General features: G+C 70.8%; 12 protein-coding genes. 2 read left to right on the top strand and 10 right to left on the bottom strand.

Translation table 11 applies throughout. From position 1 onward, the window contains the following. Positions 1-36: 36 nt before the first annotated feature. From ABZ434_RS27980 to ABZ434_RS28025, 10 genes are all read right to left on the bottom strand, one after another. Positions 37-426 (bottom strand): cytidine deaminase, encoded by a 390-nt coding sequence (locus ABZ434_RS27980; protein WP_359142499.1) that lies wholly within the window; start codon positions 424-426, stop codon positions 37-39. An 11-nt stretch (positions 427-437) separates the two neighbouring features. Then, positions 438-1,700: an ABC transporter permease gene (locus ABZ434_RS27985; protein WP_359142394.1), complete on the bottom strand. Its 1,263-nt coding sequence runs from the start codon at positions 1,698-1,700 to the stop codon at positions 438-440. Next, positions 1,697-2,815: an ABC transporter permease gene (locus tag ABZ434_RS27990; protein ID WP_359142396.1), complete on the bottom strand. Its 1,119-nt coding sequence runs from the start codon at positions 2,813-2,815 to the stop codon at positions 1,697-1,699. Before ABZ434_RS27990 ends, ABZ434_RS27985 begins: the two co-directional genes overlap by 4 nt. Then, positions 2,815-4,398 (bottom strand): ABC transporter ATP-binding protein, encoded by a 1,584-nt coding sequence (locus ABZ434_RS27995; protein WP_359142501.1) that lies wholly within the window; start codon positions 4,396-4,398, stop codon positions 2,815-2,817. Before ABZ434_RS27995 ends, ABZ434_RS27990 begins: the two co-directional genes overlap by 1 nt. Positions 4,399-4,648: 250 nt before the next feature. Continuing rightward, complete coding sequence (locus ABZ434_RS28000) at positions 4,649-5,701, bottom strand: BMP family ABC transporter substrate-binding protein (RefSeq protein WP_359142398.1); 1,053 nt, start codon at positions 5,699-5,701, stop codon at positions 4,649-4,651. Between the two features lie 138 nt (positions 5,702-5,839). Further along, positions 5,840-7,078, bottom strand: a complete 1,239-nt coding sequence (locus ABZ434_RS28005) for an amidohydrolase (RefSeq protein WP_359142400.1) — start codon at positions 7,076-7,078, stop codon at positions 5,840-5,842. 288 nt (positions 7,079-7,366) lie between these two features. Then, on the bottom strand, positions 7,367-8,425 hold the full coding sequence (locus tag ABZ434_RS28010) for a hypothetical protein (protein ID WP_359142402.1): 1,059 nt from the start codon (positions 8,423-8,425) through the stop codon (positions 7,367-7,369). Between the two features lie 11 nt (positions 8,426-8,436). After that, a complete protein-coding gene (locus ABZ434_RS28015) occupies positions 8,437-9,372 on the bottom strand; it encodes an N-acetylneuraminate synthase family protein (protein WP_359142404.1) in 936 nt (311 codons plus the stop codon). Between the two features lie 11 nt (positions 9,373-9,383). Next, complete coding sequence (locus ABZ434_RS28020; protein ID WP_359142406.1) at positions 9,384-10,610, bottom strand: acylneuraminate cytidylyltransferase; 1,227 nt, start codon at positions 10,608-10,610, stop codon at positions 9,384-9,386. A 32-nt stretch (positions 10,611-10,642) separates the two neighbouring features. Further along, positions 10,643-11,992 (bottom strand): DUF6716 putative glycosyltransferase, encoded by a 1,350-nt coding sequence (locus ABZ434_RS28025; protein WP_359142408.1) that lies wholly within the window; start codon positions 11,990-11,992, stop codon positions 10,643-10,645. Between the two features lie 209 nt (positions 11,993-12,201). Between ABZ434_RS28025 and ABZ434_RS28030 the strand changes: the two genes are divergently transcribed. Together ABZ434_RS28030 and ABZ434_RS28035 are read left to right on the top strand one after the other, a co-directional pair. Further along, positions 12,202-13,179 (top strand): glycosyltransferase family 2 protein, encoded by a 978-nt coding sequence (locus tag ABZ434_RS28030; protein ID WP_359142410.1) that lies wholly within the window; start codon positions 12,202-12,204, stop codon positions 13,177-13,179. Next, positions 13,179-14,564, top strand: coding sequence for a polysialyltransferase family glycosyltransferase (locus ABZ434_RS28035; protein ID WP_359142412.1), 1,386 nt, complete (start codon positions 13,179-13,181; stop codon positions 14,562-14,564). The genes ABZ434_RS28030 and ABZ434_RS28035 overlap by 1 nt, the downstream gene beginning before the upstream one ends. Positions 14,565-14,723: the final 159 nt, after the last annotated feature.

A 14,723-nucleotide genomic window follows, 5' to 3' on the forward strand; every position in this document is an offset into this window, starting at 1 on the left:
GGCGGCGCCCCCCCCCCCCCCCCCGCCGACGCGGCACTAGCCGAGGTGCGCGGGCCCGAACGCCTGCGGCAGCATCTCGTCGAGCGTGCGGAAGCCGTCCGGCGTCTCCAGGACGAGTTCCGGTCCGCCGAACTCGTACAGCAGCTGCCGGCACCTGCCGCACGGCACCAGGACGTCGCCCGCCCCGTCCACACAGGTGAAGTGGGTCAGGCGGCCCCCGCCGGTGGCGTGCAGTTGGGAGACCAGTCCGCACTCGGCGCACAGCCCGATGCCGTACGAGGCGTTCTCGACGTTGCAGCCGACGATCGTGCGGCCGTCGTCGACGCGGGCGGCGACACCGACCGGGTAGCCCGAGTACGGGGCGTACGCCCGGGCCATCGCGTCCCGGGCGGCCGTACGCAGCGCCTCCCAGTCGGCCGGGGCCATGACGCCCGCGGTCACTTGCCCTCGCCCTTGCGGTACGGCACACCGTCCGCCTTGGGCATCCGCAGGCGCTGCGACGAGAGCGCGAGCACGAGCAGCGTGGTGACGTACGGGGCGGCGTCGACGAACTGGCTGGGGACCTGGTCCGTGAGCGCGTACCAGGTGAACAGCAGGGCGGAGCAGGCCGCCGAGATCACCGCGGCCACGTACTTCTTCCGGTACAGCTGCCAGAAGGCGACGATCACCAGCAGGATCGCCAGGAGCAGCAGCATGGCGTGGACGTTCTCCGCGCCGCCGCGCAGCTTGAGGCTGTCGGTGAAGCCGAAGAGTCCGGCGCCCAGGGCCATGCCGCCGGGCATCCAGTTACCGAAGATCATCGCGGCGAGACCGATGTAGCCGCGCCCGCCGGTCTGGCCCTCCTGGTAGATGCTGGTGGCGACGATGGAGAGGAAGGCACCGCCGAGGCCGGCGAGGCCGCCGGAGATGGTGACGGCGATGTACTTGTACTTGTAGACGTTCACGCCGAGGGTCTCGGCGGCCACCGGGCTCTCGCCGCAGGAGCGCAGCCGCAGACCGAACGCCGTGCGCCACAGCACCCACCAGGTGATGGGGATCAGCAGCAGGGCGACGACGGTCAGGAGCGACAGGCCGGTGACGAGCCCGCCGATGATGCCGGCGAGGTCGGAGACGAAGAACCAGTGGTGTTGCTGGAGGTCCTGCAACCAGTCGGAGAGCCCCGGGATGGTGATCTTGTCGATCTCCTCCAGACGGGGGGACTGCTTGGAGGAGCCGCCCGGGTCGTTGGCGAAGGTGAAGTTCGAGAGGTAGCGGGTGACGCCGACGGCGAGGATGTTGATGGCCACACCGGAGACGATGTGGTTCACGCCGAAGGTGACCGTCATGACCGCGTGCAGCAGACCGCCGAGCGCACCGCCGATGATGCCGAACAGGACGCCCACCCACGGGCCCCACTGGAATCCGGCCCAGGCACCGAACCAGGTGCCGAGGATCATCATGCCTTCGAGCCCGATGTTGACGACACCGGCCCGCTCGGCCCACAGACCGCCGAGGCCGGCGAGGCCGATGGGAACGGCCAGTTCCAGGGCGCCCGAGACCTGGCCGACGGAGGTCACGTCGTTCGCGCCGCTGATCAGCCGGACCAGCGAGACGAGCGCGAGCGCGCCAGCCACGATCAGCAGGACGACAGGCACGGAGAGCTTGCGGCGGCCGCCCCTCTTGGGGGCGACGCGTGCGGCGGAGACTTTGCTGGTGCTCACAGGGCCGCCTCCTTCTCGGTCGTGAGGGCGTGGCCGGCGGCGAGCTCTTCGCCGACCTTCTGCTGCTGACGGCGGGTCCCGTAACGGCGGACCAGTTCGTAGCTGATGACGACGGAGATCACGATCAGGCCCTGCATGATCGTGGCGATCTCCTTCTCGAACCCGAACTGGTCGAGCGGGGAGGACGCCTTGTCCAGGAACGCGATCAGCAGGGCGCTGAGGGCGATGCCCACCGGGTGGTTCCGCCCGAGCAGCGCGATGGTGATGCCGGTGAAGCCGATGCCGACCGGGAAGTCGAGGCTGTACGTGTGGGTGTCGCCGAGCAGCGTCGGCATGCCCGCCAGGCCTGCGACCGCGCCGGAGATCAGCATCGAGGTGAGGATCATCCTCTTGGCGTCCACGCCGGACGCCTGGGCGGCGCTCTCACTGGCACCGGTGGCCCGCAGGTCGAAACCGAAGCGGGTGCGGTTGAGGACGAACCAGTACACGAGTCCGCAGCCGGCTGCGACGAAGGTGAAGCCGTAGATCTCTCCGGACTCGGCCCCCAGGGACAGCCCCGGGAACCAGCCGGACTCGTGGATCTCGCCCGTCGTCAGGTTGTTGGAACCGGCCGCCTGGTCACCGAAGTTCTTCGGCAGGATCAGCCACGCGATCAGCGAGGTCGCGATGGAGTTGAGCATGATCGTCGAGACGACCTCGCTCACTCCCCGGGTGGTCTTGAGGATGCCCGCGATGCCCGCCCAGAACGCGCCCACCAGCATCGCCACGACGACGATCAGGGCGATCTGGAGCGGTCCGGGGAGGCTGACGCTCGCGCCGACGAGGGCGGCCATCATCGCCGCGAGGCGGTACTGGCCGTCGACGCCGATGTTGAAGAGGTTCATGCGGAAGCCGACCGCGACCGCGAGAGCGGCGAGGTAGTACGTACCGGCCTGATTGATGATCAGTACCTGTACGTCGGAGTACGACGCCTGCTCGAACAGCAGCCGGTACAGCTCGAACGGATCGCGGTTCGACACGAGCAGCACCAGGGTGCTGAGCGCGAACGCGACGACGAGGGCGAGTGCCGGCCCGGCGAAGCCGAGGATCAGCCGGTCCTTGTCGAGTTTCTTCATCAGGCCTCGTCCTCCGGTGCTGCTTCGAGGTGACCTGCGGCGGCTCCGGTCATGGCCGAGCCCAGTTCCTCGGGGGTGATGGTGGCGGGGTCGGCGTCCGCGACGAACTGTCCGCGGTACATGACGCGCAGGGTGTCGGAGAGCCCGATGAGCTCGTCCAGGTCCGCCGAGATGAGCAGGACGGCGAGTCCTTCACGGCGGGCGTCGCGGATCTGGTCCCAGATCTGCGCCTGTGCGCCGACGTCCACGCCACGGGTGGGGTGGGCGGCGATCAGGAGCTTGGGCGCGTGGCTCATCTCGCGGCCGACGATCAGCTTCTGCTGGTTGCCGCCGGACAGGGAGCCGGCCGTGACCTCGATGCCGGGGGTGCGGACGTCGTACTCGCGCACGATCCGCACGGTGTCGTGGCGGGCCGCCTTGGGGTCCAGCAGGAAGCCGCGGCTGTTCGGCTTCTCGGTGACGTGGCCGAGGATGCGGTTCTCCCACAGCGGAGCGTCCAGCAGGACTCCGTGGCGGTGCCGGTCCTCGGGGATGTATCCGATGCCGCTCTCGCGCCGCTTGCGGGTGGGCACGCGGGAGATGTCCTCGTCGCCCAGGGTGATCACTCCGCTGTCCGCGGCCTTCATCCCGATGAGTGCGTCGATCAGCTCGGTCTGGCCGTTGCCCTCGACGCCCGCGATGCCGAGGACTTCGCCCTTGTGGATGGTGAAGCCGACATCGGACAGGACGTCGCGGACGACTCCGTCCGGGTCCGTCATGGTCAGGGAGAGGCCCTCGACGCGGAGCATCGGCACATCCGTCACCGTGGACTCACGGGTCTCGGGCGACGGCAGTTCGCTGCCGACCATGAGCTCGGCGAGCTGCTTGGTCGTGGTGTGTGCCGGATCGGCGGTGCCCACGGTCGTACCGCGCCGGATCACCGTGATGTCGTCGGCGACGGAGAGGACCTCGCCGAGCTTGTGCGAGATGAAGATGACGGTGAGGCCCTCGGCCTTGAGCTCGCGGAGGTTCGCGAAGAGCGCGTCCACCTCCTGCGGGACGAGCACCGCGGTCGGCTCGTCGAGGATGAGGATGCGGGCGCCCCGGTAGAGGACCTTGAGGATCTCCACCCGCTGCCGGTCGGCTACCCCGAGGTCCTCCACGAGCGCGTCGGGCCGGACACCCAGGCCGTACGCGTCGGAGATCTCCTTGATCTTCTTCCGTGCGGCGGAACCGATGCCGTGCAGCTTCTCGCCGCCGAGAACGACGTTCTCCAGGACGGTGAAGTTGTCGGCGAGCATGAAGTGCTGGTGCACCATGCCGATGCCGCGCGCGATGGCGTCGCCCGGATTGCCGAACGAGACCTGCTCGCCGTCCACGGCGATGGTCCCCTCGTCCGGCTTCTGCATGCCGTAGAGGATCTTCATCAGGGTCGACTTGCCGGCACCGTTCTCGCCGACGAGGGCGTGCACCGTGCCCTTGCGGACGGTGATGCCGATGTCGTGGTTGGCGACGACGCCGGGGAAACGCTTGGTGATGCCGTGCAGTTCTACGGCGGGGGGACTGCTGGACGCGTTGATGACGCACTCTCCTTGGCCGGACAGGAGCGGGAGCGGAGGGGCAGGGGGTGTCCCTGGGGGCGGGGTGAAGTTATCGCGCCTGAAGGCTGTCTACACGCGTAGCGTTGCCGAATCGTCAAACGCATGTGCACAGCGCGGCCCGAACGCCGGGTTCGAGGCCTGTCCGAGAGGGCAGTGCAACGGGCGGAACTACTTCGCGGAGTACCCCGCGGGCCCGGAGCAGCGACGCTGCGCGCTCCGGGCCCACGGAAATACAGCCGTACGACCGGGGTCGTTACGGGGTGGTCTTGACGGTGATCTTGCCGTCGATGATCTCCTGCTTGGCCTTGTTCACGGCGTCGACGACATCGGTCATCGCGGTGAACTTCGGGTTCGACATGGCCAGGCCGACGCCGTCCTTGTCGAGGCCGTAGCGGATCTCACCGGTCTGCGGCTTGCCGTCCACCACGGACTTGATCAGGTTGAAGACCGAGTCCTCGACGTCCTTGGTGACCGAGGTCAGGATGGACTCCTTGTAGGCGGCGAGGCCCTTCTGGTTGTACTGGTCGGAGTCGACGCCGATGTTCCACTTGCCGGCCTTGGAGACGGCCTCGATCGCACCGGAACCGGCCAGACCGGCCGCCGAGTAGATCACGTCGGCGCCCTTGTCGAGCTGCCCCTGGGCCGCGGCCTTGCCGAGGTCGGGCTTGGAGAAGCCGTCGAAGTTCGGCGGCTGGGTCAGGTACTGGGGGATCACCTTCACCGCGGAGTTGGTGTCCTTGACGCCCTGCGTGAAGCCCGCCTCGAACTTCTTGATCAGCGGGGTCTCGACACCACCGATGAAGCCGACCGTCTTGGTCTTGGTGACCTTGGCGGCGGCGACACCCGCGAGGTAGGAGCCCTGCTCCTCGTTGAAGACGATGTTGGCGATGTTGGGGCCGGTCACCGAGGCGTCGTCGATGATGCCGAAGGTGATCTTCGGGAACTTCGGCGCGACCTTCTTGATGGCGGGCGCGTACGCGAAGCCGACACCGATGACCGGGTTGTTCCCGGCGCGGGCCAGGGACGTGAGGCGCTGGACCTTGTCCGCGTCCGACTCACCGTCGGAGGGCTCGGCCTCGGTGCCCTTGACCCCGAGCTCCTTCTCGGCCTTGGCCAGACCTGCGTACGCGGCGTCGTTGAACGACTGGTCGCCGCGGCCGCCGATGTCGTACGCGAGGGCGGTCTTCTTTTCCTTCGAGTCGGAGCTGCTGCTCGACGAGGAGGACGAGTCGCCACACGCTGTAACGCTGAGCGCGAGTGCCGCGGACATGACGCCCACAGCGGCAATCCTAGTGATCCGGCGCAAGGGAAGGCTCCTTCAAACCTGACCGAAGCGCCTCTTCCGGCGCTGGTTTCGCCGCGATCGTAACGCGCGTAGATGTCAGATAAAGCCCTGTACGGAAGCCGTTATCGGATCGTCGTGAACCGGGGGCGACCTGTCCGGTTACGGATGGTTGCCGTGGAGCAGAGCGGAAGCGGTGAAGAGTTCCACCCCTACGGTGATCGCCTCCTCGTCCGCGTCGAAGTTGCCACGGTGCAGGTCGAGCCCGCGCGTGTCGCCGGGCGTGCGCACACCGAGGCGCGCCATCGCGCCCGGCACGTGCTCCAGGTACCAGGAGAAGTCCTCCCCGCCCAGGCTCTGTTCGGTGTCCTCGATCGCATACGAACCGCGGCGGGCGGCCATCGCGCCACCGAGCAGGTCGATCGCGGCCGCGTCATTGACCACGGGCGGAACGCCCCGGATGTAGTTGATCACCGTCTTGGCCCCGTACATTCCGGCCACCTCGTCGATCGCGGCGTGCACCAGGTCCGGCGCGTCGCGCCACGCCGCCAGATCCAGGCAGCGAACCGTGCCCGACAGCTCGGCGTGTTGCGGGATCACATTGCACGCGTGACCGGTCTCCAGGCGCCCCCAGGTCACCGCGAGCCCGGCCCGGGCGTCGACCCGGCGGGACAGCAGCGCGGGCACCTCCGTGACGACCCTGGCGGCGGCGGTGACCAGGTCCGTGGTCAGGTGCGGGCGGGCGGTGTGGCCACCGGGGCCGTCCAGGGACAGCTCCAGGCGGTCGCAGGCGGAGGTGATCGCCCCGACCCGCAGCCCGATCCGGCCCGCGTCGACCTTCGGGTCGCAGTGCACCCCGATGATCCGGCCGACGCCCTCCAGCACCCCGGACTCGATCGCGTCGGGCGCCCCGCCGGGCAGCACCTCCTCGGCCGGCTGGAAGATCAGCCGCACCGGGTCGGGCAGCATCCCCTGCCGGTCGAGCTCGGCGAGCACGAGGCCGGCGCCCAGGACGGTGGTGGTGTGCACGTCATGCCCACAGGCGTGCGCACGGTCGGGCACGGTGGAGCGGTACGGGACGCCCGCCTTGGTGTCCGGGATCGGCAGCGCGTCGATGTCGGCCCGCAGCGCCAGCATGGGCCGCGTGCCCTCGCGCCGGGTCCCGACGTCACACATGAGGCCGGTCCCGGAGGCGAGCACCCGCGGCTCGAGGCCGGCCTGTTCCAGCCGGGCCTTGATGGCCGCGGTGGTGCGGAACTCCTGGTTGCCGAGCTCGGGGTGCATGTGGAGATCGCGGCGGAACGCGATGAGCTCGGCGCGCAAGGACGCGGACAGCGTGCCGGGCAGGGCCTCTCCGGGGAGGGGGCGGTCTTCGCGGTCGCGGGGCGTCGAGTGGTTCACTGGTGAAGGGTAAGTCCGTTCCCCCTCCAACTGACCATGAAACAAGAAAAGTTCAGCCACATAGACGAATAAATGACTGCGTTACGGCGTGTGGGGTAGGCGCGGGGTGGGTAAACTCGCCGCCCGACTGGGCCGGCACCCGCGGCCGGCACTGCGGCGCACGCTCGTCCCCGTCGGCGATCAGCGGGCCGCCCAGGCTCCGGCACGACCTCGGCCGATGCCTACGGGGTGCGCTGCCGGGGTCCGTTCCCGGCCCCGACGACACTCCGCCCACGTCCGCCCCCGCCCTCACGCCTCCGTCGTCACCGCCGTAACGCGCCACGGTGCCAGCCGCTGGACGTCGCGGGCCGTCTCCGTGACGCCCGCCAGGAAGCCCTGCGCCCTCGGGGACGCCGTTTCGCGGAGCCATTCCGGGGCGATGTCGCAGACCGCGACCTTGACCTCGGTGCCGACCAGGGCCAGGGGGAGGGTGTGGACCACCGTGGAGGGGAAGCTCAGGACCGTGCGGCCGATGGGCCCGCGGCGGGCGATGAGTTCCAGGGGGAGGTCGGGGCGGACGATCTCCAGGCCGGTGGCCGCCTCCAGGGCGTGGAGCTTCTCGGTGGACTCGCGGCGGTGGGCGAAGTAGCGCCTGGCGCCGTGCGTACGGGCCAGGGCCGCGACCGCCTCCAGGTAGGGCGCGCGCTCGACGACGCCCGTCTCGACCAGCGAGGTGCCGACCATGTCCGCGCCCTTGGTGAGCAGCGGCGGGCCGAACCGGGAGCGGGTCCAGGAGAAGGTGTTGGGGATGAGGGTGATGCCGGGCGGCGGGACGACCGGCATCGCGGTGAAGAGCTCGACCTCACGCGCCGCGGACGGTGTGAAGCGGCGGCGCGCGGTGGCGGTGACCGGGGCCAGGGCCAGGTCGCGCGGGCCGGAGCCGCCGCGGCGGTGCCAGCGCACCAGGCGCTCGCCGTGCGTCAGCAGGGCGACGAACTCCATGGTGGCGGTGCCGTCGTCGACCACGGTGAGCCGACGGGGGCGGACCAGGGAGAGCAGGAGCTGTACGTAGCGGGAGAACGGGTCCCCGATGACGATGTGGTCGGCGTTGCGCACGAGCCCGGTGAGGGCGCGCAGCGACTTCAGGGGCGTCCCCGAGTCGCCGCGCGCCTCCTGCCAGCGCACGGTGATGCCCTCGTCGCGGGCCAGCTCCGCCATCCGGCGCAGCTGACCGCGCGACATCGGGTCGACCGGAGGGAGGACGACGACGGTGACGTCCGCGACGACACGGCCGCCGCCTCCCTCTGTGTAGGCCCACTCCAGGACGTTCAGGAGCTGGACCGGGCTCTCGACGAAGGCGAGGTTCACCGGTCTGCCCGTCAGACCGCGACCGGCTCGGCGGCCTGGGCCGTCTCGCCGCTCTCTGCCACGACGCCCGGGACCCGGCGGAGCTTCTTCATCGGGCCGAGCTCCGACTCGTACACCTTCTTGACGCCGTCGCCGAGGGACGCCTCGATGGTGCGGATGTCGCGGACCAGGCGGGTCAGGCCCTGGGGCTCGACGGACGCGGCCTGGTCGGAGCCCCACATGGCACGGTCGAGCGTGATGTGGCGCTCGACGAACGCGGCGCCGAGCGCGACGGCGGCGAGGGTGGTCTGCAGGCCCGTCTCGTGGCCGCTGTAGCCGATCGGGACGTTGGGGTACTCCTGCTGGAGGGTGTTGATGACGCGGAGGTTCAGCTCCTCGGCCTTGGCAGGGTACGTCGACGTGGCGTGGCAGAGCAGGATGTTGTCCGAGCCGAGGACCTCGACGGCGTGCCGGATCTGGCGCGGGGTCGACATGCCGGTGGAGAGGATCACCGTGCGGCCGGTGGCGCGCAGGGAGCGCAGGAGCTCGTCGTCGGTGAGCGAGGCGGAGGCGACCTTGTGTGCGGGGACGTCGAACTTCTCCAGGAAGGCGACGGCCTCGGTGTCCCACGGGGAGGCGAACCAGTCGATGCCGCGCCCGGCGCAGTGCTCGGAGATGGCGCGGTACTCGGTCTCGCCGAACTCGACACGGTGGCGGTAGTCGATGTACGTCATGCGGCCCCAGGGGGTGTCGCGCTCGATGTCCCACTGGTCGCGCGGGGTGCAGATCTCCGGGGTGCGCTTCTGGAACTTGACGGCGTCGCAGCCGGCATCGGCGGCCACGTCGATGAGCGCGATCGCGTTGTCGAGGTCGCCGTTGTGGTTGATGCCGATCTCGCCGGTGACGTAGACGGGGTGGCCGGGGCCCGCGGTGCGGTCGCCGAGGGTGCGCAGTCGGGAGGTGCTCATGGTGCGTTTCCTTACTTGGGGAGGGGGGTGTTGACGGTGAGGGTGGGGCCCAGCAGCCAGGCCGCGATCTCGCGGATGGCCCCGAAGCCGCCGGGGGTGGTCGTCACGGCGCGCGCCGCGGCGCGTACCGAGTCGTGCGCGCTCGCGACGGCCACGGGCCATCCGGCGAGTGCGAAGCAGGGGAGGTCGTTGACGTCGTTGCCGACGTACAGGACCCGTTCGGGGGCGATGGACTGCTCGTCGCACCACTGCTTGAGCGCCAGGTCCTTGCGGTCGATGCCGTGCAGGACGGGGACGCGGAGCTTGTGGGCGCGGGCGGCGACGACCGGGTTCTGTTCCGTGGAGAGGATCAGCAGCGGCAGTCCCGCCCTGCGAAGGGCGGCGATGCCGAGCCCGTCGCCGCGGTGGACGGCGACGGTCTCGCGGCCGTCGGAGTCGATGAGGACCCGGTCGTCGGTCTGGGTGCCGTCGAAGTCGAGGACGACCGCGTCGATGTCGTCGCGGGTGGGCAGCGGTGCCGGGTCCAGGAGCGGGGCCAGGGCGCGGGCGCGGGCCAGGTCGTGCGGGTCGTCGATCTCCAGGACGCGGGCCGGGTCGGTGCGCACCAGCGCGGTGTGGCCGAAGAAGCGGTGGCGGTGGGTGCGGAATCCTGCCGCGTCCATCGCGTAGGCGGCGCCGGTCTCCAGGAGGTCCTCCGGGCGGTCCTGGCGGCGAGGTCGGACGGCCTTGTCGTGGTTGACGCCGTAGTTGTGGTCCTCGACGGCGCTGCCGTCGCGCCACAGGAAGCCGTGGAACGGGGCCACGGTGACGGCCGTGTCGGCGCCTTCCCGGGCAACCGCGGCGGCGACACCGTCGATGTCCTCGCGGGTGATGAAGGGGCTGGTGCACTGGACGAGCAGGACCACGTCCACGGTCCGGCCGTGTTCCGCCTCGTACGTGTCCAGCGCGTGCAGGACGGCGGCCTCGCTGGTCGCGGTGTCGCCCGCGATGGCTTCGGGGCGCTGGACGCAGTGCAGCCGGCCGGTCTCGCCGAGCGCGTCGCCCGCTGCCCGGGCCGTCTCCGCGACGGCCGGGGCGTCGGTCGTCACGACCACGTCCGTCACCTCGCTCGACGCGAGGCAGGCGCGGACCGCGCGCACGACGAGCGGTACGCCGCCAACCTGGGCGAGGTTCTTGGCGGGTACGCCCTTGGATCCGCCGCGGGCGGGGATCACGGCGAGCACGGTGGGCTGCGTCATCGCTGCTCCAGGAGGGGTTGGGGTGGTGGTGTTCACAGCTCGCCCATCCGTCGGATGACCGGGGCGACCCGCTGGACGCCGTGGCGGTACGCACCCCGGGCGGCGTCGCGGACCGCCTCGCGCACCGCTCCCCTGACCCGGCCGGCCTCCTTGGGCGCGGCGGCGCCCGGGAGCGGGTGGCCGTCGGGGGCCAGGTGGTGGCGGGCGAGGATGCCGGGGAGGTAGCCGGGGGCGGTGGCGGGTGTGTAGTAGGGCGCGAGGTGCGGCAGCCGGTCCTGGGCCAGCAGGGCGGCGACCCGGGCCCGGGCGGTGTCGTAGGCCGAGTCGTACGTGCCGTCGGCGGCGACGCCCTGTCCGGCCAGCCACTCGGCGTCGGGCTCCGGGTGGGCGCCGCCGTCGAGGTGGTCCCAGGAGGTGAGCAGGCCGGAGCCGATGAAGTGGTGGTTGCCGAGGGTCTCGCGCACCCCGAGGTCGGTGAGGACGGCGGTGGGGATGCGCCGGTGCAGGGACTCCAGGGCGGCGGTCGAGGAGACGGTGACCAGCAGGTCGGTGCGGTCCAGGACCTCGCCCATGTGCCCGTACACGAGGTGGAAGTTGGGCGGGAGGCCGCCGGGCAGCTTCTCGGCGAGGCGCTGGTACGGGAGTTCCTCGATGTGCGTGGTGTGCTCACCGGGCTTGGAGCGCAGCTTGAGGAGCACCTCGCGCCGCGGGTGCAGCCGGGCGTGTTCGACGAGCCTGCGCAGCAGGTACGTACGGTCGGCGCGGGAGGCCGGTACGGAGGGCTGGGCGGCGAAGACGACGGTGTCGCGGCCCGGTTCGGGGCGGTGCGGGGCACCGCCGAGGAACGGCAGCGCGGCCTCCGCGACGGCCGAGGCGTCGGCGCCCACTCCCCCGTACACGGCACGGAAACGCTCCGCGTCGTGGCGGGAGTTGGCGAGGACGACGTCGGCACCGTGCCGCAGCAGCAGTCCGTCGGCGAGCTTCTCGTAGACGACGCCGACGTAGCCGGTGACGACGGCGGGCCGGGCCGGCAGCCGGAGCGCGGCGAGGCCGTGCAGCATCGCCTGGACGGCACCGCCGACGAGGGCGAGGACCACGAGGTCGTATCCCTCGTCGCGCACGGTGTCGAGGAACTCGAGTGCCGTCACCTCGCGGACGCGTTCGGTGTCGATACCGACGTCGCCGACCTCGGCGAGCTGGCGGGGCGTCGGTGTCGCCCGGCCGCGCAGCAGCAGTCCGCTGATCTCCGCGCGGGGCATGGATGCGCCGCCGTCACCCGTGGTCAGCCGGCGCGCGGTGAGCGCGCCCCACTTCCATCGGGTGTCGGAGTCGGCGAGCACGGCTACCCGGAGGGCGGTCGTCTTTTCGGTACGTGGGGGCACGTCCCAAAACTTAGGAAGGCATTCGGATTCGCAGCCCAACGTGGCGGCAACAGCGGGTTAACAGCCCGCCGACGCTTGGCGAATCACCCTCACAAATGCCCCACTTACGGCGAGGAATGGACCTGGTTCATCACTTCGCCATTCTTCGTTCACCTGCTGTCCCCGTCGGGGCCAGGGCAAATGCCGGACCTCCGCCTAGCGTGTGACGCGTGGTTAAGCTCTCCGTCATCGTGCCGTTCTACAACGTACGGGCCTATGCCCCCGATACCTTGCGAAGTCTGCGGGCCAATGCCCGTGATGATTTCGAATTCATCTTCGTCGACGACTGTTCGACCGACGGGACTCTGGAGATCCTCCAGCGCGCCGAGCGCGAGATCCCGGGTGCCGTCCTGGTCCGGCATGAGAGGAACGGGGGCCTGGCCACCGCACGCAACACGGGTATCGATGCGGCGCGCGGCGAGTACCTCACCTTCCTCGACGGCGACGACTGGGTCGTTCCCGGCCACTACGAACGGCTGCTGGCCGCCATCACGGGGCTGGGGTGCGACTTCGTCCGTACGGACCATGTGCAGTTCACGGACCGGGTGCGCACCGTGCACCGGGTCCCGCACGGTCTGCGGGACACCGTCCTGCGCCCGCGCGACGTGATCCTGCCCTCCGACCGGTCGACGCCGGTGGACTACGCGTACGCGTGGGCCGGCGCCTATCACCGCAGGCTCGCGGACTCGGGGCTGCTGCGGTTCCGGGACGGGCTGCGCACGGCGGAGGACCGGCCCTGGATCTGGCGTCTGCACCGGGAGGCCGAATCGTTCGCGGTGGTGGGCCTGCCGGGCGTCTTCTACCGGCGCGGGGTCGCGTCCTCGCTCACCCAGATCGGCGATGTGCGCCAGCTCGACTTCATCCGGGCCTTCGACCAGGTTCTCGAAGAAACGTCCCGGGACCCGGAGGCCGACCGTCTGCTGCCGAAGGCGGTGCGCACCTATTGCGCGGTCATGGCCCATCATCTGGAATCCATCGAAAGGTTCGAACCCGCAGTGGCACGGAAATTGCGCTCCATGAGCGCGGCTTCCCTGCGGCGCATGCCTCAGGAAGTTCTCGCCGATACGCTGAATTCGCTGGGCGACCGCCGCGCGGGCCAGCTGCGGCGGGTACGCCGCCGCTCCGTCTCCCGGGAGGTCGCGGCCTGATGCCCGGCACGTACACCGCGCCGGTCGGCCGGTCCACCACTCAGATCTTCTCGGCGTGCACGCAGTACGCCGCTGCCACACTGGTCGCCGCCCTGCGCGCGGGACAGTTCGGTCCGCGCGACGAACACCGGCGCATCCTCGTCGTGAGCGACACCTCTCCCTCGCCGGAGCTGGGCACGCCGCTCCACCGGAGGCCGGGATTCGGTGCGCTGGCGGCCGAGTTCGACACGGTGCGGTCCTGGAACGATTTCATCCGGCCGTTCCACCCGGCGGGCTGGTCTCCCAGGGATCAGGACGCCTCCCTGTGGGAGCGGGCCGTACGCCAGGCCTGGGACCTCGGCGACGAACCGGTCGAGATCGCCTGCGAGTCCATCCAGGCCAACCCCGCCCAGGCCCTCACCGTGATCTTCGGCAGCAGCCCGGTGCACATCTACGCCGACGGGCTGATGAGCTACGGCCCGACCCGCAGCCGGCTCGACCAGTTGGTCGGCACCCGCATCCGCCGGCTGCTCCACCTCGACCTGGTGCCGGGTCTGCGGCCGCTGCTGCTCACCGAGTTCGGCGTCGAGTCGGAGATCGTGCCGACCGAGGCCTTCCTGAAGGTGCTGGGCGAGCTCGCCGGTTCCGTGGACCTCCCCGATGCCCCCGGCGGGCCCGGGCCGGCGCTGCTGCTCGGCCAGTACCTGTCCACGCTGGGCATTCTCACGCCGCGGCAGGAGGAGGACCAGCACGCACGGATGCTGCGCGGGGCGGTCGCCCTCGGGCACACCCGGATCGTCTTCAAGCCGCACCCCAGCGCACCGGCCCACTGGGCCCGTTCGCTGGAGCAGGAGGCGGAACGGCTCGGCGCGGACCTCACCGTGCTCGACAGCCCGGTCCTCGCCGAGACGCTGTTCGAAACGATGCGCCCCGCCCTGGTCGTCGGCTGCTTCTCCACCGCGCTGCTGACCGCCGCCTCGTTCTACGGGCTCCCGGTCGCCCGCGTCGGCACCGGCCCTCTGCTGGAGCAGCTCACCCCGTACCAGAACAGCAACCGCATCCCCCTGACGATCGTCGACGCGCTGCTGCCCGATCTGGAGGACCCGTCCGCGGTCACCGGCTGGTCGCTGCCGTCCGCGGAAGAGGTCCGGGGTGAGCCCACCGCTCTCGTCGCCGCAGTCGGCTACGCCATGCAGCCGCAGATCCAGGCCGCCCTGCGCCCCGACGCCGAGCGCTACCTCAGCCGGCAGCGCGACACCCTCTGGCGGTACTTCAAGAGGCGCCGGCTGACCGCGCTGGGGCTGCCCGGCGCCGTTCCCGCACAGCTCGCGTTCATCCCGCGCAACGCGACGGTCCGCCGCCTCGCCCGCAGGGCCCGGACGCTGAAACGGGCTGCGGCGGGCTGAGCCCCTGGCCGCGCACGGGCCGTCCACCGGCCCCGGGGCACGCCCCTGCGGGTGGCCCCGGGGCGGGGGCACGGGCCCGTGCGTTCGCGCGTCCGGGGAGGGGGAGGCCCAAGGCCTCCGCGCCCACGGCCGCACGGTCCGCAGGCCGCTCACCGGGAG

The organism is Streptomyces sp. NPDC005761 (genome assembly GCF_040630635.1).
In the GTDB taxonomy this organism is placed as follows: Bacteria; Actinomycetota; Actinomycetes; order Streptomycetales; family Streptomycetaceae; genus Streptomyces.

What these genes read in the sequence shown, in the direction of transcription:
- ABZ434_RS27980 (WP_359142499.1), bottom strand. Translation starts at nt 426, where the DNA reads ATGGCCCCGGCCGACTGGGAGGCGCTGCGTACGGCCGCCCGGGACGCG.
- ABZ434_RS27990 (WP_359142396.1), bottom strand. Translation starts at nt 2,815, where the DNA reads ATGAAGAAACTCGACAAGGACCGGCTGATCCTCGGCTTCGCCGGGCCG.
- ABZ434_RS28015 (WP_359142404.1), bottom strand. Translation starts at nt 9,372, where the DNA reads ATGAGCACCTCCCGACTGCGCACCCTCGGCGACCGCACCGCGGGCCCC.
- ABZ434_RS28020 (WP_359142406.1), bottom strand. Translation starts at nt 10,610, where the DNA reads ATGACGCAGCCCACCGTGCTCGCCGTGATCCCCGCCCGCGGCGGATCC.
- ABZ434_RS28035 (WP_359142412.1), top strand. Translation starts at nt 13,179, where the DNA reads ATGCCCGGCACGTACACCGCGCCGGTCGGCCGGTCCACCACTCAGATC.